The 19013-nt window shown below is 39.9% G+C and carries 23 protein-coding genes and 1 pseudogene; all 24 read left to right on the top strand.

Going from position 1 to position 19013, the window contains the following annotated elements:
- The first annotated feature begins 158 nt into the window (after window positions 1-158).
- Window positions 159-725, top strand: coding sequence for a motility protein A (locus DW059_RS12760; protein WP_330408418.1), 567 nt, complete (start codon window positions 159-161; stop codon window positions 723-725).
- An 89-nt stretch (window positions 726-814) separates the two neighbouring features.
- Window positions 815-958: a hypothetical protein gene (locus DW059_RS17380; RefSeq protein ID WP_330408417.1), complete on the top strand. Its 144-nt coding sequence runs from the start codon at window positions 815-817 to the stop codon at window positions 956-958.
- Window positions 958-1791: an OmpA/MotB family protein gene (locus tag DW059_RS12755; RefSeq protein WP_117699054.1), complete on the top strand. Its 834-nt coding sequence runs from the start codon at window positions 958-960 to the stop codon at window positions 1789-1791. Before DW059_RS17380 ends, DW059_RS12755 begins: the two co-directional genes overlap by 1 nt.
- Before the next feature lie 11 nt (window positions 1792-1802).
- Window positions 1803-2315, top strand: a complete 513-nt coding sequence (locus DW059_RS12750; protein ID WP_117699053.1) for a flagellar basal body-associated FliL family protein — start codon at window positions 1803-1805, stop codon at window positions 2313-2315.
- Window positions 2316-2357: 42 nt separating this feature from the next.
- Window positions 2358-3338, top strand: coding sequence for a flagellar motor switch protein FliM (fliM, locus tag DW059_RS12745; RefSeq protein ID WP_117699052.1), 981 nt, complete (start codon window positions 2358-2360; stop codon window positions 3336-3338).
- A gap of 3 nt (window positions 3339-3341) precedes the next feature.
- On the top strand, window positions 3342-4496 hold the full coding sequence (gene fliY, locus DW059_RS12740; protein WP_117699051.1) for a flagellar motor switch phosphatase FliY: 1155 nt from the start codon (window positions 3342-3344) through the stop codon (window positions 4494-4496).
- A 20-nt stretch (window positions 4497-4516) separates the two neighbouring features.
- Window positions 4517-4879, top strand: a complete 363-nt coding sequence (locus DW059_RS12735) for a response regulator (RefSeq protein ID WP_117699050.1) — start codon at window positions 4517-4519, stop codon at window positions 4877-4879.
- Window position 4880: 1 nt separating this feature from the next.
- On the top strand, window positions 4881-5279 hold the full coding sequence (locus DW059_RS12730; RefSeq protein WP_022243299.1) for a flagellar biosynthetic protein FliO: 399 nt from the start codon (window positions 4881-4883) through the stop codon (window positions 5277-5279).
- A complete protein-coding gene (fliP, locus tag DW059_RS12725) occupies window positions 5272-6129 on the top strand; it encodes a flagellar type III secretion system pore protein FliP (RefSeq protein ID WP_117699049.1) in 858 nt (285 codons plus the stop codon). The genes DW059_RS12730 and fliP overlap by 8 nt, the downstream gene beginning before the upstream one ends.
- A 20-nt stretch (window positions 6130-6149) precedes the next feature.
- Window positions 6150-6419, top strand: coding sequence for a flagellar biosynthesis protein FliQ (fliQ, locus tag DW059_RS12720; RefSeq protein WP_197420812.1), 270 nt, complete (start codon window positions 6150-6152; stop codon window positions 6417-6419).
- 20 nt (window positions 6420-6439) lie between these two features.
- Window positions 6440-7222 carry a flagellar biosynthetic protein FliR gene (gene fliR / locus DW059_RS12715; protein ID WP_117699047.1) on the top strand — a complete coding sequence of 261 codons (783 nt, stop codon included), beginning with the start codon at window positions 6440-6442 and terminating at the stop codon, window positions 7220-7222.
- A gap of 25 nt (window positions 7223-7247) precedes the next feature.
- Entirely contained in the window at window positions 7248-8375 is a 1128-nt protein-coding gene (gene flhB / locus DW059_RS12710) for a flagellar biosynthesis protein FlhB (RefSeq protein ID WP_117699046.1), read from the top strand.
- A 30-nt stretch (window positions 8376-8405) separates the two neighbouring features.
- Window positions 8406-10439 (top strand): flagellar biosynthesis protein FlhA, encoded by a 2034-nt coding sequence (gene flhA / locus DW059_RS12705; protein ID WP_022243294.1) that lies wholly within the window; start codon window positions 8406-8408, stop codon window positions 10437-10439.
- A 1-nt stretch (window position 10440) separates the two neighbouring features.
- Complete coding sequence (flhF, locus tag DW059_RS12700; protein ID WP_117699045.1) at window positions 10441-11676, top strand: flagellar biosynthesis protein FlhF; 1236 nt, start codon at window positions 10441-10443, stop codon at window positions 11674-11676.
- Window positions 11677-11680: 4 nt separating this feature from the next.
- Entirely contained in the window at window positions 11681-12556 is an 876-nt protein-coding gene (locus tag DW059_RS12695) for a MinD/ParA family protein (RefSeq protein ID WP_117699044.1), read from the top strand.
- Window positions 12557-12564: 8 nt separating this feature from the next.
- On the top strand, window positions 12565-13065 hold the full coding sequence (locus tag DW059_RS12690) for a flagellar brake domain-containing protein (protein ID WP_117699043.1): 501 nt from the start codon (window positions 12565-12567) through the stop codon (window positions 13063-13065).
- Complete coding sequence (locus DW059_RS12685; RefSeq protein WP_117699042.1) at window positions 13029-13304, top strand: PilZ domain-containing protein; 276 nt, start codon at window positions 13029-13031, stop codon at window positions 13302-13304. Before DW059_RS12690 ends, DW059_RS12685 begins: the two co-directional genes overlap by 37 nt.
- A gap of 15 nt (window positions 13305-13319) precedes the next feature.
- On the top strand, window positions 13320-14387 hold the full coding sequence (locus DW059_RS12680; protein ID WP_117699041.1) for a protein-glutamate methylesterase/protein-glutamine glutaminase: 1068 nt from the start codon (window positions 13320-13322) through the stop codon (window positions 14385-14387).
- 2 nt (window positions 14388-14389) lie between these two features.
- Complete coding sequence (locus DW059_RS12675; protein ID WP_117699040.1) at window positions 14390-16477, top strand: chemotaxis protein CheA; 2088 nt, start codon at window positions 14390-14392, stop codon at window positions 16475-16477.
- A 71-nt stretch (window positions 16478-16548) separates the two neighbouring features.
- The gene (locus DW059_RS12670) at window positions 16549-16956 is read left to right on the top strand and encodes a chemotaxis protein CheW (RefSeq protein WP_330408419.1); all 408 of its coding nucleotides are present in this window, start codon (window positions 16549-16551) and stop codon (window positions 16954-16956) included.
- A 70-nt stretch (window positions 16957-17026) separates the two neighbouring features.
- Window positions 17027-17647: a chemotaxis protein CheC gene (locus tag DW059_RS12665; RefSeq protein ID WP_022243287.1), complete on the top strand. Its 621-nt coding sequence runs from the start codon at window positions 17027-17029 to the stop codon at window positions 17645-17647.
- A 14-nt stretch (window positions 17648-17661) separates the two neighbouring features.
- Entirely contained in the window at window positions 17662-18147 is a 486-nt protein-coding gene (locus DW059_RS12660; protein WP_022243286.1) for a chemotaxis protein CheD, read from the top strand.
- Between the two features lie 15 nt (window positions 18148-18162).
- Complete coding sequence (locus tag DW059_RS12655) at window positions 18163-18471, top strand: hypothetical protein (RefSeq protein ID WP_117699038.1); 309 nt, start codon at window positions 18163-18165, stop codon at window positions 18469-18471.
- A 24-nt stretch (window positions 18472-18495) separates the two neighbouring features.
- Window positions 18496-19013, top strand: a pseudogene (locus DW059_RS12650) (sigma-70 family RNA polymerase sigma factor); the annotation flags it as partial.

Here is a 19013-nt window from a genome sequence, read left to right as displayed (position 1 = left end):
GAATTGTTTCTAAAATAATTGTAAAAAATGTAGACATTTTGCTGAAAGTTTAGTAAGATTATATAGAAATGAAAATGAAAATACAAAAAGGTGGGTAACAAGGACCATTTTCAAAAGAATGGTGTTCCCATAATTTTATAGAAATGTAGGTGGATAAATTGGATATAGCATCACTTATTGGTACCCTGATGGGACTTGCAATGGTTTTATTTGGAATTATTCAAAGTGCAGGTGTATCGGCAATATGGAATACATATATGGACTTCCCATCCGCTGTTATTACGATTGGAGGATCTATTGCTGGTGTTCTGGCATGTAACAGTATGGCAGATTTCATTAATGGCTTTAAGTCAGCGGGAAATGCTTTTAAGTTACATAAGAATGACCCGAGTGAGATTATTGGAAATATCATTAATCTTTCAAATATTGCCAGAAAAGAGGGGCTTCTTGCATTGGAAGAAGCAGCGAATGATATTGATGATGACTTTCTGAAAAAAGGAGTTATGCTGGTAGTAGATGGAACTGACCCGGAACTGGTGCGTGGAATTCTGGAAACAGATTTGGGCTGCATTGAGGACCGGCATAAGAAAGTAATCGGCTTCTGGGAAAAGTGGGGAGAATTAGCTCCGGCTTGGGGTATGATTGGTACCCTGATTGGTCTGATTAATATGTTGAAGGATTTACAGGATGCATCTTCCATCGGACCTAATATGGCAGTTGCCTGATTACAACATTGTATGGTTCGCTGATATCTAACTGGATCTGTAATCCGATTGCATCAAAGATGTCAGATAATAATGCCAGAGAAATTATAATGAAAGAGGTTACCGTTGAGGGACTTTTGTCTATTCAGGCAGGAGAAAACCCTCGTGTAATAGAAGAAAAACTGAAATCATTCCTGTCACCACAGGCAAGAGAGGCTTATAATGCACAAGATGAAGCCGGAGGTGAAGAATAATGGCGAGAAAGAAGCGGGAACCGGAAGCAAAGCCGGCGGCTGGCTGGATAACCACCTTTAGTGATTTGATGAATCTGTTGCTGTGCTTTTTCGTGCTGCTTTTTTCCATGTCTACCGTTGATGCAGAGAAGTTTCAGATGGTGATAGCCTCGTTGCAGAGCAGCTTAAGTATTATGCCGGCAGGCAGTATGAGTATTGGCGAGGGAGAAATGGTGGGCAACGGAATCAGCCAGTTGCCGAATATTGATGTTTATTTTGAAACGTCCTCAGGAGAGGATGGGGATTCCCAGGGTGGCAAAACAGAAGAGACTGAGACTGAGACAGATGTAGCAGAGCAGTATAAAGAACAGGCATTGTCGGAATCAGAACAAATGGCAGAACAAATCGAGCAGCAGATAGAGGCGGGGGGATTACAGAATCAGGTGGAAGTAGATTTTAATGCCGAGTATGTAAAACTTACATTAAATGGAGCAATATTATTTGATTCGGCAAAGGCAAATATCCGGGAAGATGCCCAGCCGCTGATTGCTAAAATAGGAACTATCCTGGAAAACTATGACAGCAATGTGATTGAAATTGAAGGACATACCGACAATGTGCCAATCCATTCGTCAAAATATGAAAACAATAATGTACTGTCCATGTACCGGGCACTTTCTGTGGCGGATTTTATCCGGGATAATACCACATTGGATCCGGCACTGATTAAATCCTCAGGAAGAGGGGAATATGTTCCTGTAGCAGATAATACTACAGAGGAAGGCAGAGCAAGAAACCGTCGTGTTGAAATTAAGGTATATAATTCATATAATTCCGGCGGCGCTACAGAATAGGAGGAAATAAGATGAAGAAGAACCTTATGTCAGTGCTTATTTTGGCACTGGTTCTGGTGAACCTGATTTTGACAGGAATACTTACAATAACAATCCTGCCGCAAACAAAGAAATCCAATGAGCTGGTAAACAAGGTATGCAGTGCAATTGATCTGGAGCTGGAGAGTGGGGATGGAACTGAGTCTGCCAGCATTCCAATGGACCAGATTGTGACCTATAAAATTGAAGATGCCATGACAATCAATTTAAAAACAGGTGCAGATGGCGAAACTCATTATGTAAAGCTTACAGCATCCATTTCCATGGACAGCAAGAACGATGGATATAAAACCTATGGCGAAGATATGGCTGATCGTGAAACAATTTTAAAAGATACCATTAATAGCGTAATTAATACCTATACAATGGATGAATTTAATGCGGATCGGCAGGCGGTTAAAGACGCTATACTGGCAGAACTACAGAAGCAGTTTGGTTCAGATTTTATCATTGCAGTCAACTTCTCGGAAGTAACTGTAGTATAGGATTAAAAATAGTAAGCATGAAATATAAGGTGGTGAGAGTCCGTGAGCGAAGTTTTATCTCAGAATGAGATAGATAACCTGCTTCAGGCATTGAGCAGCGGCGAGCTGGATGTAGAAGAAATGAAGGACAATGGCGAGAAGCAGATTAAGAATTATGATTTCGCCAGACCTTCCAAGTTTTCAAAAGAACACTTAAGAACACTGGAGATTGTGTTTGAACATTATGGCAGACTGATATCCACAAATCTTCCGGTTTATCTAAGAAAAAATATTCAGGTTGAGGTGATGAACTCTGAAGCAGTTACCTATTCTGAGTTTTCAAATGCACTTTCTAATCCGGTGGTTCTTGGTATTGTTAATTTTTCTCCATTGAAAGGTTCGGTTATTCTGGAGATTGCTTCAAATCTTGCATATGCCATGGTGGATCGTATGCTTGGTGGAAGCGGAGAACCATTAGCGAAAGTCCGTGACTTTTCAGAAATAGAGTTGCTGATTATAGAAAGAATTATGGGAGTCTGCGTCGACCTGCTCCGGGAACCGTGGGAAAATGTTGTGGATTTACATCCAAGACTGGAACGTATTGAAACAAATTCGCAGTTTGCCCAGATTATTTCTCCGAGTGAAATGATTGCAATTGTTACAATTAATGTAAAAATAGGAGATGTTGAAGGTCTGATGAATATCTGCCTTCCGTATCTTACTTTGGAACCTGTTATGGACAAGTTGAATACAAAATACTGGTATTCTACCATGCAGGAAAAAGATGAACAGCGTTATACGGAAGCAATTGAAACTTTGATTTCAAAAGCACCGATACCTGTAAAAGCAATTTTAGGTAACAGCACCATATCGGTAAACGACTTCATGAATTTACAGGTGGGTGATATAGTTAGATTGGACACGAAAGTGGACCAGGAGCTGGATGTTTACGTTGGAAACATTCGTAAGTTTACTGCATTGCCGGGAGCTTCGGGTGATGACTATGCAGTAAGAGTAATGTCAGTAATTAGAGAGGAGCAGTAAGTGATGGATGGAGTACTATCGCAAGAAGAAATCAATGCCCTGCTAAATAATCCGGGTGCATCATCAGATACGGCAGATGGACAGCTGAGTGATTCAGAAAAAGACACAATCGGTGAAATTGCTAATATCAGTATGGGTACCGCAGCAACGACATTGTTTTCGCTGGTGAACCGTAAAGTGGAAATATCCACACCGGTTGTTACCATGGCAAACTGGGACGACGTGGTAAAGGCGTATGAGCGTCCGTGTGTATTTATACGAATCGGATTCACCGTTGGATTGGATGGAAGCAATATCCTGATATTAAAGGAGCATGATGTTAAGGTCATTACAGATCTTATGATGGGAGGAGACGGAACCAATACAGACGTGGAACTGGGAGAGCTTCATTTAAGCGCAATCAGTGAAGCAATGAATCAGATGATGGGTTCTGCAGCTACATCATTATCATCCATGCTGAATAAAAAGATTGATATCAGCCCGCCTGTTGCAGATCTGATTGATCTGACAGGAAATATTGATGAGGGAGCAATTGATGATTTCCTGACACAGCCATTTGTGAAAATCTCTTTTAAAATGGAAATTGGTGATCTTGTGGACAGTGAAATCATGCAGCTGTATCCGGTATCTTTTGCGAGAGAGATGTGTAAAAGTATTACGGAGACCATGACAGGTGGAAATGAACCAATACAGGAAGCAACACCACAGCCGGCACCGGCTCCTGCACCACAACCACAGGCAAGCCAGCCAGCACCACAGCCTCAGCCAATGATAAATCAGCAGCCAATGATGGGACAGCCGATGATGGGGCAGCCAATGATGGGACAACCTGTAGATATGTCGGCAATGTATGCAAACCAGCAGGTAAATGTACAGCCGGCTCAGTTCCAAAATTTTACTGGAGATATGAATGGGGTATTTCCAAAGGAAAATATTGATCTTATTATGGATGTACCATTGGAAGTAACCGTGGAACTGGGAAGAACCAGTAAATCCATTCATGATATATTGGATTTTGCTCCGGGAACAATCATTGAATTGAATAAGATTGCTGGAGAACCAATTGATGTACTGGTAAATGGAAAGTACGTTGCAAAAGGTGAAGTAGTTGTAATTGAAGAAAGCTTTGGTGTAAGAATTACAGAGATTATTAAATAATTAGCAAGGAGATAACTAATATGGCAAAGAGTATTTTAATTTGTGATGATGCAGCTTTTATGAGAATGATGATTAAGGATATCCTTACCAAAAATGGATATACAGTTGCCGGAGAAGCAGAAAATGGAGTAAAGGCAATCGAAAAATATAATGAAGTACATCCAGACCTGGTACTGATGGATATTACCATGCCGGAGATGGACGGAATTCAGGCATTAAAAAAGATTAAAGAAGCAGATGCAAGTGCATGTGTAATTATGTGTTCTGCAATGGGCCAGCAGGCAATGGTTATTGAAGCAATCCAGTCTGGTGCAAAGGATTTTATTGTAAAACCATTTCAGGCAGAACGTGTTCTTGAAGCAGTAAAAAAAGTAGTGGGTTAATATGATATTACTGAGTAGCAGAACATCGGGTGTACAAAGCTTTTTCCAATTGATAGGTGTATTGCTGATATTTGTTTTTGTGCTTGCAATTACATATTATGTAACAAAATGGATTGCCGGATATCAGAAGCAACATAATTTTCAGAAGAATATGCGGGTAGTGGAGACTATGAAACTCACTACAAATAAGTATATTCAGATTATAGAGGTGGGAGAGACCTATCTCGTAATCGGAATCGGAAAAGATGAAGTGACGATGTTAGCACAGCTTACAAGGGAACAGTTAAATGATGTTTCGCTGGAAGATACGGTGAAATATCAGAATACAGGAGAAAGTTTCTCTAACATTATGAAACAGTTCAAAGAACATTTACCGAAGAGCAGGCATAAGGATGAGTAATTTTAAGAAGAAATACTGTCTGGTATCTTTTATATTTGCGGTTATTGCAGTTGTTGTTACACTGGTGGCATTTGTACCACAGAAAGCGTATGCGGCATCTGTAAATATACCTGGGGTAACTGACAGCAGTAATAGTAATCAGTCAACTGAAAATGGCAATGGTCCAGATGGAACAGCATCCTCTGGTAATAATGGACTTTCTGTTAATATTAATAATGGAGAGGGAAATTTATCCGGGACAGTTCGGATTTTTCTGGTACTGACTGTAATTGCGTTAGCACCATCTATTCTTATTATGCTGACTTCCTTTACCAGAATTATTATTGTGCTTCATTTTGTAAGAGCAGCAATTGGAACGCAGACTGTTCCGCCAAATCAGGTGTTGATTGGACTGGCGTTGTTCCTTACCCTGTTTATTATGAGCCCGGTTTTTACACAGATTAATGAAAATGCATTGAAACCGCTGGATGCCGGTGAAATCACGCAGGAACAGGCCTTTGAGGCAGGAATGGAGCCAATCCGTGAATTTATGTTTAAACAGACACAGGCAAAGGACATCAATACATTTTGTGACATTGCCGGCGTGACTTATGAGACACAGGATGATATATCCAATACTGTGCTGATTCCGAGCTTTATTTTAAGTGAGCTGAGACAGGCATTTATTATTGGATTTGTTATATATATTCCGTTTATTGTAATTGACATGGTAGTAGCATCTGTCCTTATGTCGATGGGTATGATGATGCTTCCGCCAACTACGATTTCTCTTCCGTTTAAGATTCTGCTGTTTGTGCTTGCTGATGGATGGAATCTTGTTATCAGGGAACTGGTAGAGACATTTTACTGATGAAAGAGGTGTAGAAATTGATTACACAGGGAGAAGTTTTAGATATTGCAAGGGATGCTATTTATAATATTATTTTAACTTCGGCTCCATTGCTTTTAATATCACTTATCGTAGGCTTGATTATTAGTATTTTTCAGACGGTTACATCTATTCAGGAACAGACGCTTACCTTTGTACCGAAGATTCTGGCTGTATTTGCAGGAATGCTTCTCTTTGGAGCGTGGATGCTGAATAATATGACTGATTTTATGACGAGATTGTGGTCTGATTTTAGTTTATATATCAGTTGATATACAGGTAGAGATAAAACATGGTTAATTATAGTTTCTCACTGCTTACATTTGAATATTTTTTGCTGGTTCTGGTGAGGATTACTTCTTTTGTTTTTTCGGCTCCATTTTTTAGCATGTCGAATACTCCGGGAAGAGTCAAAATTGGTTTCTCAGTATTTGTATCCATCCTGTTGATTGGAGTATTACCTGAAAGCACGATAGAATATGGAGGAGTAATTGAATATGCCACAATTGTCGTGAAAGAGGGAATTACAGGATTGCTGATTGGTTTTGGAGCAAATATTTGTAATTCCATTGTTTTATTTGCGGGTAATATTATGGATTTAAATATGGGCTTGTCCATGGCGACCGAGTATGATCCGGTAAGTAAAACAAATTCTCCGATAACAGGTAATTTTTATAATTATCTGGTCATGTTATTGCTCATGTCCAGTGGAATGTATCAGTATATCTTACAGGCAATTGTTGATTCTTTCACTCTGATTCCGGTAAATGGTCAGAATTTTATGTGGGATTCCCTGCTTCAGACCATGGTTTCTTATATGACGGATTCCATGGTGCTTGGTTTCCGGGTGGCACTTCCTGTTTTTGCAGTGTTAATGATATTGAACTGTATTCTTGGAATCATGGCAAAGATTGCACCACAGATGAATATGTTTTCTGTTGGTATCCAGCTTAAGATATTGCTTGGATTTCTGGTTTTGTTTTTGACGATACAGCTGCTTCCGTATGTATCCGATTTTGTGTTTACTGAGATGAAACGGATGGTTACCGGAATTGCATCAGGAATGCATGGATAAGCTGGTACATGAATAGGAGATTTATATGGAGGAAAGAGATTTACTTCTGAAATATAATCTGCAGTGGTTCGCAAAAGAGGGACCTGGCGGCGAAAAGACAGAGCCGGCAACTGCAAAAAAATTAAAAGATGCAAGAGAAGAAGGAAAAGTTGCAAAAAGCAAGGAATTTTCCGGAGCAGTAGATTTAATTGTTTTATTCCTGGGATTGAAGATTTTTGGAAGCTATGTTTCAGAAACCTTAATGAATGAGTTTTCAGGTTTCTATCGGAAAATCCCGGATATTCTATTAGAAAATAAGACAGGCATGACAGTAAAATCCAGCCATATGCTAATGTCACAGGCTGTGATTGAAATGATAAAGGTCATGATACCGTTTCTTTTAATCGGAATAGTGGTAACGTTTTTAGTCAGTGTACTTCAGGTGGGCTGGAAAATAAGCGGGAAGCCATTAAAACCGGAATTATCAAAGTTTAATCCTATCAATGGTTTTAAACGGATGTTTTCCAAAGATTCTCTGTTTGAACTTGTAAAGTCTATTGTCAAAGTGGCGCTGGTCATGTATGTGGCGTATTCCGAGATTAGGGACAGGCAGGGAGAATTATTTGTTATCTATGATATGGAACTGTTGCAGGCAGTTGCATTGATTGCCGGACTTATTGTGGATGTGGGTTTAAAAACAAGCCTGGTTTACCTGATTGTCGGAATCGCTGATTTGATTTATCAGAAACATAAATTCAAAGAAGAAATGAAGATGACCAAACAGGAGGTAAAGGACGAGTATAAAAATACTGAAGGAGACCCACAGATTAAGGGAAGACAGCGTCAGAGAATGCGTGAGGCATCGCAGCGACGAATGATGCAGGATGTGCCGAAGGCAGACGTAGTCATTACGAACCCGACCCATTATGCAGTTGCGATAAGGTATGATGCGGAAGTATCCAAAGCACCGGTTGTGGTTGCAAAGGGTGAAGATTTTCTTGCTGCAAAGATTAAGGAAGTGGCAAGAGAAAATCAGGTGGAAATTGTAGAGAATAAACCGTTGGCGCGTATGCTTTATGCAAATGTAAATGTCGGAGCAGAAATTCCACCGGAATTGTATCAGGCAGTTGCAGAAGTGCTTGCGATGGTTTACAATCTAAAAGGCAGAAATTAATACGAATTTAAATGAAAGGAGGAAACCGGAATGAAAAAAGCGGATTTTGGTGTAGCAATCTATCTTCTTGCTGCAGTCATATTCTTTATTATTCCGATTCCTTCTATTTTATTGGATGTCATGCTGGCGATTAATATTTCACTGGCAATGATTATTCTTTTTAATGCATTATTTGCAAAAGAAGTGCTGGATATGTCATTTTTCCCGACACTGTTATTGTTTACCACCATATTCCGAATCTCATTAAATGTTTCTTCCACCCGATTGATTTTATCTACCGGTGAACCAGGAAATGTAGTAGAGACCTTTGGAGGCTTTGTAGGTGGTGGTAATCTTGTAATCGGAGCAATTGTATTTATTGTCCTGATTCTGATACAGTTTATCGTTATCAATAAAGGTTCTGAGCGTGTATCTGAGGTAACTGCACGTTTTACATTGGATGCAATGCCTGGAAAACAGATGGCAATTGACGCAGATTTAAATACTGGTGCCATCACAGAGAAGGAAGCAAGAGAACGGAGAACTAAGATTCAGCAGGAATCTAACTTCTTTGGTTCTATGGATGGTGCAACCAAGTATGTAAAAGGAGATGCAACGGCCGGCCTTATTATTACATTCATCAACCTGATTGGTGGAACAATTATGGGGGTCATGAATGGCGGGCTGTCTGCCATGGAGGCACTTCAGAAATATGGTATATTAACCATTGGTGATGGACTGGTCAGCCAGGTTCCGTCTCTTTTGATTTCGCTGGCAACAGGTATTCTGGTAACAAAAGCATCCAGTGAAGCAGATTTTGGATCCATGCTGGTAAAACAGCTTTTTGGAATTCCCAAGGTATTGTATATTGTAGGTGCAACGATAACCTTTCTTGGAATTGCAACTCCGCTGAATCCGGTACTTTTCTGTGCACTTGGCATTGCATTTTTAGCTGCCGGACGGAAGATACAAAAGGATGTAAAGGTGGAAGAAATCGAAGAGGAAACCAATGCAGATGAAACGGCGGCAGAAGAAATCCGGCGGCCGGAGAATGTGGTTTCACTGCTTCAGGTTGATCCTATTGAACTGGAGTTTGGTTATGGTATTATTCCACTGGCAGATGTAAATCAGGGTGGAGACCTTTTGGACCGTGTAGTAATGATTCGTAGACAGATTGCACTGGAACTTGGAACAGTGGTTCCGATTATTCGTCTGCGTGATAATATTCAGTTAAATCCTAACCAGTATATTATTAAGATAAAGGGAATTCAGGTAACAGAAGGGGAAATCCTTTTTGACCACTATATGGCAATGAATCCGGGATATGTGGAAGAGGAAATCACCGGTATTCCGACCTTTGAGCCATCCTTCCATCTGCCGGCAATCTGGATTACAGAGGGACAGAGAGAGCGTGCGGAGAGTCTTGGCTATACCGTAGTAGATCCGCCGTCTATTATTGCAACCCATCTGACAGAGGTAATCCGTTCCCACATTGCAGAACTTCTTACCAGACAGGATGTATCTAATCTTATTAGTAATATCAAGGAAAACAATCCTGCACTTGTGGACGAGCTTACACCGAAGCTCCTTAGTATTGGTGAGATTCAGAAAGTCTTACAGAATCTTTTACAGGAGGGCATTTCTATCCGTGACCTGCTTACGATTTTTGAAAATTTAGCAGACCATGCGGTAACAACCAGGGATACCGATGTATTGACAGAATATGTGCGTCAGGGATTAAAACGTGCAATTTCAAGTAAATACTTTCCGGCAAATGAGACAACCAGCGTGGTAACATTAGATCCGAAGGTGGAACAGGAAATCATGGGTTCTGTAAAACAGACTGAGCAGGGGGCTTATCTGACTTTAGACCCGGAGAAGACCAAGAATATTATGGAATCCTTGAAGCAGGAAGTGGCGAAGTTAGAGAATATTGGAAAGAATCCGATTGTCATTACTTCGCCAATTGTGCGGATGTATTTTAAGAAACTCACCGAGGACTATTTCAAAGACCTCATTGTGGTGTCTTATAATGAAGTGGAATCAAATGTGGAATTACAATCAGTAGGGATGGTGACAGCATAAAATGACGATTAATAAATTTCAGGGCAGAACAAGAGAAGAGGCAGTTGATAAGGCAAAAAAGGAAATGGGAGAAGCAGTTGTGATTATGAATGTAAAGGAAATTAAACCGAAGGGTTTATTCCGGGCATTAAAGAGCACAACTTATGAAGTGACGGCAGCATTAGAGGAAAAGGAACAGACAGTTAATCCTCTTCCTGCGTTACATGCTCCATTAAAGATGCATGACAGCATAAATTTTGCAGCAAATGAAAAAATTGAAATTCCGGCACCGGAACCAGCAGCCATTCATCCGGAAAGCAGTCATGATTTGGAAGAAAAGATAGAAAGTCTTTCTAATTTATTAGAAAAGAAGTTAAAACCGGAAAAAGAAGAAGAACCAAAAGAAGAGGAAAAGCCGGAAAAGGAAACTGATGCTCCAAAGGATATGAAGCATCAGCAGTCTGAGACTTTCCGTTGTATCCGCATGATTTATGAAACATTACTGGATAATGAAGTGAATGAAAGATATGTCAACCAGATATTAGATGATGTGGAGAAGAATTTAAGAGGCAGTGCAAGCATGGACATTATCTTATCCAATGTTTACCAGAAAATGGTATTAAAATTCGGACAGCCTCAAAAGATTGAACTGGTACCGGGACAGCCTAAAATCGTATTTTTTATTGGACCAACCGGTGTTGGCAAGACAACAACCATTGCAAAAGTGGCTTCCAGATTTAAAGTGGATTATGGCAAAAAAGTAGCACTTTTAACAGCAGATACTTATCGGATTGCTGCGGCAGAACAGTTACGTACTTATGCGAATATCTTAGATACACCGCTGACAGTTATTTATTCATCGGAAGAAATGAATGCAGCCATAGAGCGTGTAAAGGATTATGATCTCGTTCTGGTAGATACCGCAGGATTCTCTTATAAGAATGAAGATCAGAGAAAAGATATGAGAAACCTCATAGAAAGTCTGGATGACAAATATGAGAAGGATGTTTATCTGGTATTAAGCGCAACTACAAAATACCGCGATTTGATGGAAATTGTAGATAAATACCATGAGATATCGGATTATAAGATTATTTTTACTAAATTAGATGAAACCAGTAGTTATGGTAGTCTGTTAAATATTCGCATGTATTCTGGTGCGGATGTTTCCTATATGACAACAGGGCAGAATGTACCAGATGATATTGAAATTTTCCAGTCACAGAAAATTGTAAAACAGTTATTGGGAGGCAGATAATAATATGGATCAGGCAGAAAAGCTGCGCAATGTAATTAAATTAAAGAACCAGAAGCTTCCCCAGAAAGCAAGAGTAATTACGGTTACCAGTGGAAAAGGTGGCGTGGGAAAATCCAGCGTTACAGTTAATCTGGCAATCCAGCTTCAGAAAATGAATAAGAAAGTTATTATTTTTGATGCTGATTTGGGACTGGCAAATGTAGAAGTTATGCTTGGAGCAATACCAAAACATAATTTGAGTGATGTTATATACCGGGGAATGGATATGCGGCAGATTATAACAGAGGGACCGGCAGGAGTAAGCTTTATCTCAGGCGGCTCCGGCATTGTGGGAATGAATAATCTGTCCAAGGATCAGATTACTTTTTTAGTACGTAATCTGGCACAGTTAGATGAAATGGCTGATATTGTACTGGTGGATACCGGAGCAGGAATTGCAGACAGCGTATTGGAATTTGTTATGGCTTGTCCGGAGGTCCTTCTGGTATCAACACCGGAACCAAGCTCACTGACCGATTCCTATTCTCTGTTAAAGGCACTGCACCGGAATCCGAATTTTGCCAAAAGCGGAACGCAGATTCATGTGGTTGCCAACCGTGTAAATTCTGTGGAAGATGGACAGGCAGTATATGATAAATTAAATACCGTTGTGTCACAGTTTTTAAATGGTAATCTTGAATATCTCGGCATGATACCGCAGGATTCCATGTTTGAAAAAGCAATACGCCAGCAGCAGACAGTATCTTTATATGCACCGGAGACCAAGTCGGCAAAAGCATTTGAGATACTTGCAAATAATCTTATAGAAGGTGCGCATGATATTCCGTTGATGAAGCGGGGCTTTGCCCAGTTGTTTGCTGAATTTTTTAATAACAGATAGGTGATAGAATGATTTCAAATGTTTTACGGGAAGGAATGAAAATTGATATTCATATAGTGAACCAGACGGAAAGGCCAGAATCTGCAGAAAAGGCTGCACCAGTTTACAAGAGTCAGATTTTTGAACTGTTTGAAAATGGTGAAATGGAGATAATGATGCCGATTCAGAGTGGAAAACTGATATTACTTCCACTGGGACTTCGCTATGAATTTGTATTCTATACACCGAATGGATTGTATAAAAGCATTGGTCAGATCTGGGAACGTTATAAGACGGAGAACCGCTACCTGCTCCGGATTGTATTAAATACACCACTGAGCAAATATCAGAGACGGGAATATTACCGTATGGAATGTGTCCTTGATATGGGGTATTTCCATCTGTCAGACGAAGAAGCGGAAATGGAACAGACGGAAGACATCATCGCAAGTCTCAGGGATGATGATTTTATAAAAAGCAGAAAAAGGGCACTATTGTTGATATCAGTGGAGGTGGTGTACGCTTTGTAACGAATGAGCAGTTAGAAGAGGGAAAAGCTGTTCTGATTATTGTGATGCTACAGACACAGACCGGCGAAAAACAATATTATCTTCCAGGATATATCCTGCGAAGTACAAAGCTGTTAAATCGTGATAATATGTATGAAAACCGACTGAAATTTATTATTCGTGATGATAAAATAAGGGAAGAAATTATCAGGTATATTTTTGCAGAAGAAAGAAAAGCAAGACAGAGAGGAAAAGGATAGGGTTAAATTAATAGAATGAAAAAGAATATTCTGGTTGTTGATGACTCAGCACTCATGAGAAGAGTTATCTGTGATATAATTAATTCAGATAGTGGTTTTCAGGCAACGGATACATGCAGAGATGGCTTGGAAGCATATGAAAAATTGTGTCAGAAAGCATATGACGCAGTTGTTTTAGATGTAAATATGCCAAGAATGAACGGACTGGAACTACTTGAAAGATTACAAAAAGAAAATATAAAAGCAACAGTAGTAATGGTCAGTACATTAACGACAGATGGAGCTGAAGTTACACTCAAGGCAATGGAACGTGGTGCAATTGACTTTATCGAGAAACCAAATAATCTGATAGAGACAAAGGGACAGCGTTTCCGGGAAAAACTGATAAAAGTTCTTGCAACAATAACTGCAGCAGGAAGCACACAGACGTATCAGAAAAAAGTAATTACGAATGTGGTAAAACCGGCAGCTGTCCGGAAGATTAGAACGAAGGATGCAGCCCGGAGCAAGATTGTTGCAATTGCATGTTCCACAGGCGGTCCAAAATCCTTACAGAGTGTGATTCCATTGCTGAAATCCAATATGGATGCACCGGTTCTTGTGGTTCAGCATATGCCGGCTGGTTTTACAAAATCCATGGCAGCCCGGCTGAATGAACTCAGCCCGCTGGATGTGAAAGAGGCAAACGAAGGTGATGTCTTGGAAAAAGGACATGTTTATGTGGCACCGGGAGGAAAACATTTACTGGTACAGCGGTTAGCAGATGGAACGCACTGTATTGTTTTAAGTGATGCACCGGCAATTGGTGGATTAAGACCATGTGCCAATCTGATGTATGAGTCTTTGATGGACAGCGGCTATGATGAAATTACCTGTGTAGTTCTTACCGGAATGGGTGCTGATGGAACAAAGGGAATTTCAGAACTCCAGAAAGAAAAAAATGTATACGTAATTGCTCAGGATGAAGAAACATCTGTGGTATATGGAATGCCAAAGGCAATTGCAGAGACAGGACTTGTTGATGAAATAGTACCATTAGAAAGTGTTGCGGACACAATTCTAAAGAATGTGGGGGTAAATTAAAGATGGATGTAAGCCAGTATCTAGAAATTTTTATTGATGAGACAAGTGAGCATATCCAGAGCCTGAATGATTGCATTATGACTTTGGAAAAGGAGCCGGAAAACAAAGATACCATTAATGAAATTTTCCGTGCAGCACACTCCTTAAAGGGAATGGCAGGAACCATGGGCTTTAAGAGAATGCAGCATCTGACTCATGATATGGAAAATGTATTCCAGGAAGTTCGTAGTGACAAAGTAAAAGTCACCAGTGAAATGATTGATATTCTTTTCCAGTGTCTGGATGCAATTGAAAGTTACCTCGATACGATCAAGAGTACATCAGATGAAGGTACAGAAGACAACGAAGCACTGATTACAGCTTTGAACAAATTCTTAGAGAATGCAGAGAACGGCGGAGCAGCCGCACCTGCAAAGGAAGAAAAAAAAGAAGAAAAGAAAGCAGAAGAACCGGAAAACGGTGATGGTAAAAAGAAATACTTAAGCGTAGAATTTTCTTCCAAAGATAAAGATGCGTTAAAAGCAGCTGAAGAAAGTGGAAACAAAATTTACGGAATTACAGTAGAAGTACAGAAAGATTGCCTTTTGAAAGCGGCAAGAGCATTCCTTGTATTTAAAGCAGTAGAAGAGTTTGGACAGATTGTTGTTTACAGTCCAAGTTCCCAGGATATTGAGGATGAACGTTTTGAACTGGACTTCAGTTTGTTCTTATCATCCAATGCTGCATTAGATGATATTTTAAAAGCAGTTAAAAATGTATCTGAAATTGCGGATGCTGTTGGTGAAGAAGTGAAGACGGCAACTCTATTCCATGAGGAAAATGTACAGGAAAATCTTCCGGCAAATACATCAGCAGCAAAGCCGGCAGAGCAGGCAGTACATAAAGAGAATAAACCGGCACAGACTAAGTCAAAACCGGCAGGCAAACCGGTTACAAACCGTACCGTGCGTGTGGATATCGAAAAACTGGATGCACTGATGAACCAGGTGAGTGAGCTGATTATTGCAAAAAACAGTCTGGTATCCATTGGCTCCCAGGAAGGAGGCAATTTCCAGAATCAGTCATTCCATGAGCAGATTGAGTATCTGGAAAGAATTACAACCAGTCTTCATGAATCGGTTATGAAAGTGCGGATGGTTCCAATTGAGAGCGTTGTAAACAAATTCCCACGTATGATTCGTGACCTTTCCAGAAGATTGAATAAGAAGATGGAATTGTGCATGACCGGTGAAGATACAGAACTTGATCGTACTGTAGTTGACCAGATTGGCGACCCGTTGCAGCATCTGCTTCGTAACTCTGCTGACCATGGTCTTGAGAGTGCAGAAGTTCGTAAGGAACGCGGTAAGCCAGAAACAGGAACCATTAATCTGAATGCATTCCAGGAAGGAAATAATGTAATCATTGAAGTAAGTGATGATGGTAACGGAATTGATACAGAGAAGGTTAAAGCAAAAGCAGTAGAGCGTGGTCTGGTAACACCGGAACAGGCAGAAAAGCTGAGCCAGAAAGAAATTATCGATTTCTTATTTATGCCGAGTTTCTCTATGGCAAAACAGATTACCGATATTTCCGGACGTGGTGTAGGTCTTGACGTTGTTAAATCCAATATTGAAGCATTAGGCGGAGATGTTGAGGTAAAGAGCAAACTTGGCGTTGGAACCAAATTCGTAGTAAGACTGCCACTTACACTGGCAATCATTCAGGCGTTGATGGTAGAAATCCGCGATGAAAAATATGCAATTGCGTTAGGCGCAATTCAGACTATCGAGGATATTCCGGTTGAAGATATTAAATATGTAGAATCCAAGGAAGTAATTAATTTACGTGGTTCTGTTATTCCAATCATCCGGCTGGATCAGATACTTGATATTCCACCGAAGGATGAAGAAGTAGAAAGCCTTACTGTTGTTATCGTAAGAAAAGGCGACCGTTATGCAGGACTTGTTGTAGACAATCTTCTTGGACAGCAGGAAATCGTAATTAAATCACTTGGTAAGTATATTAATAATAATAAGACAATCAGCGGTGCAACAATTCTGGGTGATGGCGAAGTCGCATTAATCCTGGATGCAAATACATTGATTTAACAGGGGGTGTGCAGAGTGGCAGAGCAACTTGAAACAGTAGAAAATATCAGAAAACAGTATATTGTTGTAAAATCGGAAATGAGCAGTACGGAATCGATATCAGTTATGTAGACAATATTGTCCGTATGCAGAAGATTACAAGAGTACCTAGAGTACAGAATTTCTTTAAAGGAATTATCAATCTTCGTGGAGAAATCGTACCGGTTATGAGTCTCAGAATCCGTATGGAACTGGAAGAAGATGTATTTACCAATGCCAGCCGTATTATAATTTTAAAAATTGAACAGCAGAGTGCACTGGGAATAATCGTGGATGAAGTAAAAGAAGTTGTTACATTAGGAACCAATGAAATTGATAAAGTGAGTGGCGATATGAAGAATGCCAAGGTATCTTTTATCGATGGAATCGGTAAAAACGGAGATGAATTAATTTCCCTTCTGGATATTCATTCTATTATAGAAGAAAAAGAAAATGCGTAATTGTTATAGATATAGTGAGGCAAATGCCTCACTATATTCTATATCTTGAAATGACAGCAGGAGGATAAAATTGGCGGATTATACTTTGAACCAGGTAAATGACATGTATGTGGATGTCTTAAAAGAAATTGGAAATATTGGTGCCGGAAATGCAACAACTGCAATGGCAAATATGTTGAATATCCGGATTAATATGGATGTACCAAGAGTTGAATTACTGACCTTTCAGGAACTGGGTTCTGCAATTTGCCCGGAAGATGAGTCAATCGTAGGAATCTATCTGGAAGTAACAGATGATATTACCGGCAGCATGATGTTTCTTATGAAACTTGATTCTGCACATTATCTGGTAAATAAACTAATGGGACGTCCGGCAGATTATGCGGAAGATTTTGATGAGATGGATATGTCTGCATTAAAAGAAATAGGAAATATCATTGCCGGTTCTTATCTGAACGCGCTTTCTGCCATGACGCAGCTTACTATTGCACCATCGGTTCCTTATATTGCAATTGATATGGCGGGAGCTATTTTAAGTGTTCCGGCAATACAGTTTGGTAAAATTGGAGACAATGCACTTATGATTACGACAGAATTCGGAGATGAAGTGATGATAGAAGGATATTTTATTCTGTTACCTGACCTTGAGTCTTATGAGAAGATTCTGAAATCTCTGGGAATTACCTTATAAGGAGAAGGGTATCAATGGGTGAAGTAATAAAAGTTGGTATGGCAGACTTAAATATTTGCAAGGCTCCGGATACAATTACCACATTAGGACTGGGTTCCTGTATAGGAATAGCATTGCTAGACCCGGTTACAAAGATTGGCGGACTTGCACATATTATGCTGCCAGACAGTACAAAGATGAAAAATAATTCGAATATAGCGAAATTCGCAGATACAGGAATTGTAGAGCTGGTTCGCCGGATGACAGAAGCAGGGGCGGCAAAGAGCAGGCTTGTAGCAAAGATTGCAGGCGGAGCCAGAATGTTCGAGGTAAGTGGTAACTCTGAAGTGGGAAATATTGGAGCAAGAAACGCAGAAGCTTCCAGACAGAAACTGAAGGAGCTTGGTATTCCGCTTCTGGCAGAGGATACCGGGCTGAATTATGGACGTACCGTAGAATTACATTGCGATACCGGAGAATTCTATATTAAGTCTGTTGGAAAAGAATTGAAAATTATTTAGATTGAGGATGTAAAGATGAAGACAAAACCGATTCCTGCAATCGTAATGTTGACCGCAGGATTTATTACCTGTATTGTGGCAATTTTTCAGAAAATGGAATTGCTTGCCTTTACAAAGACATTATTGCTGGTACTGATTATATTCTATCTGCTTGGGGGCATTGCAGCTTATATCTTGGAAAAGAATTTTAAAGCTGCAAAGGATGAAGAAAGCAGTACAGAAGAAAAAGCAGATGGTGATGCAGAAGAGTCTGCTGATGAGAAAAAAGAAGATACATCAGAAAAGTCAGAAAAAGAGGAAGAGAAAAGAGCGAAAGAAGAGTAATTATAAGAAACCGGAGGCTATGGCATGAAAACAGTGGACAGAGAAAAACTGTGGGAAAGCTATCAGAAAAATCCAGTATCTGAAATACGGGAACAGATTATCATAGAATATGCTCCGTTAGTTAAATTAGTAGCGGGCAGATTGAGTATGTATCTTGGATATAATGTAGAATATGAAGATTTGGTCAGCTATGGAATCTTTGGACTGATTGATGCAATTGATAAATTTGACCGAAGCAAGGATGTTAAATTTGAGACATATGCAAGCCTTCGAATCCGTGGGGCAATATTAGACCAGATTCGTAAAATGGACTGGATACCGAGGGCTGTTCGCCAAAAACAGAAAAAGATTGACGAAGCAATAAAAAATATAGAAATGAAGACAGGAAAGACGGCATTGGATGAAGAGATTGCAAGCGAACTCGGGGTATCAGAGGATGAATACCTGAACTGCAGTCCCAGTTAAAAGTTACCAATGTTGTTTCTTTAAATGAGTTTGTGGAGCAGGGAACAGAGCCTGCGATGGATGCGACAAAAATTCCA

It is taken from the genome of Roseburia sp. AF42-8, from assembly GCF_003435965.1.
Lineage (GTDB): Bacteria > Bacillota > Clostridia > Lachnospirales > Lachnospiraceae > Roseburia_C > Roseburia_C amylophila.
Note: the sequence above shows the minus strand (reverse complement) of the source record. Positions and strands in the feature narration are given on the sequence as shown.

Bases quoted from the DNA above. Each gene is read 5' to 3' on its own strand.
- DW059_RS12730 (WP_022243299.1), top strand. From the start codon at position 4,881: ATGATATTACTGAGTAGCAGAACATCGGGTGTACAAAGCTTTTTCCAA.
- DW059_RS12755 (WP_117699054.1), top strand. From the start codon at position 958: ATGGCGAGAAAGAAGCGGGAACCGGAAGCAAAGCCGGCGGCTGGCTGG.
- DW059_RS12690 (WP_117699043.1), top strand. From the start codon at position 12,565: ATGATTTCAAATGTTTTACGGGAAGGAATGAAAATTGATATTCATATA.
- DW059_RS12735 (WP_117699050.1), top strand. From the start codon at position 4,517: ATGGCAAAGAGTATTTTAATTTGTGATGATGCAGCTTTTATGAGAATG.
- fliP (WP_117699049.1), top strand. From the start codon at position 5,272: ATGAGTAATTTTAAGAAGAAATACTGTCTGGTATCTTTTATATTTGCG.
- flhA (WP_022243294.1), top strand. From the start codon at position 8,406: ATGAAAAAAGCGGATTTTGGTGTAGCAATCTATCTTCTTGCTGCAGTC.
- DW059_RS17380 (WP_330408417.1), top strand. From the start codon at position 815: ATGAAAGAGGTTACCGTTGAGGGACTTTTGTCTATTCAGGCAGGAGAA.
- fliR (WP_117699047.1), top strand. From the start codon at position 6,440: ATGGTTAATTATAGTTTCTCACTGCTTACATTTGAATATTTTTTGCTG.
- flhF (WP_117699045.1), top strand. From the start codon at position 10,441: ATGACGATTAATAAATTTCAGGGCAGAACAAGAGAAGAGGCAGTTGAT.
- flhB (WP_117699046.1), top strand. From the start codon at position 7,248: ATGGAGGAAAGAGATTTACTTCTGAAATATAATCTGCAGTGGTTCGCA.
- DW059_RS12680 (WP_117699041.1), top strand. From the start codon at position 13,320: ATGAAAAAGAATATTCTGGTTGTTGATGACTCAGCACTCATGAGAAGA.
- DW059_RS12660 (WP_022243286.1), top strand. From the start codon at position 17,662: ATGGGTGAAGTAATAAAAGTTGGTATGGCAGACTTAAATATTTGCAAG.
- DW059_RS12655 (WP_117699038.1), top strand. From the start codon at position 18,163: ATGAAGACAAAACCGATTCCTGCAATCGTAATGTTGACCGCAGGATTT.
- DW059_RS12675 (WP_117699040.1), top strand. From the start codon at position 14,390: ATGGATGTAAGCCAGTATCTAGAAATTTTTATTGATGAGACAAGTGAG.
- DW059_RS12695 (WP_117699044.1), top strand. From the start codon at position 11,681: ATGGATCAGGCAGAAAAGCTGCGCAATGTAATTAAATTAAAGAACCAG.
- DW059_RS12750 (WP_117699053.1), top strand. From the start codon at position 1,803: ATGAAGAAGAACCTTATGTCAGTGCTTATTTTGGCACTGGTTCTGGTG.
- fliY (WP_117699051.1), top strand. From the start codon at position 3,342: ATGGATGGAGTACTATCGCAAGAAGAAATCAATGCCCTGCTAAATAAT.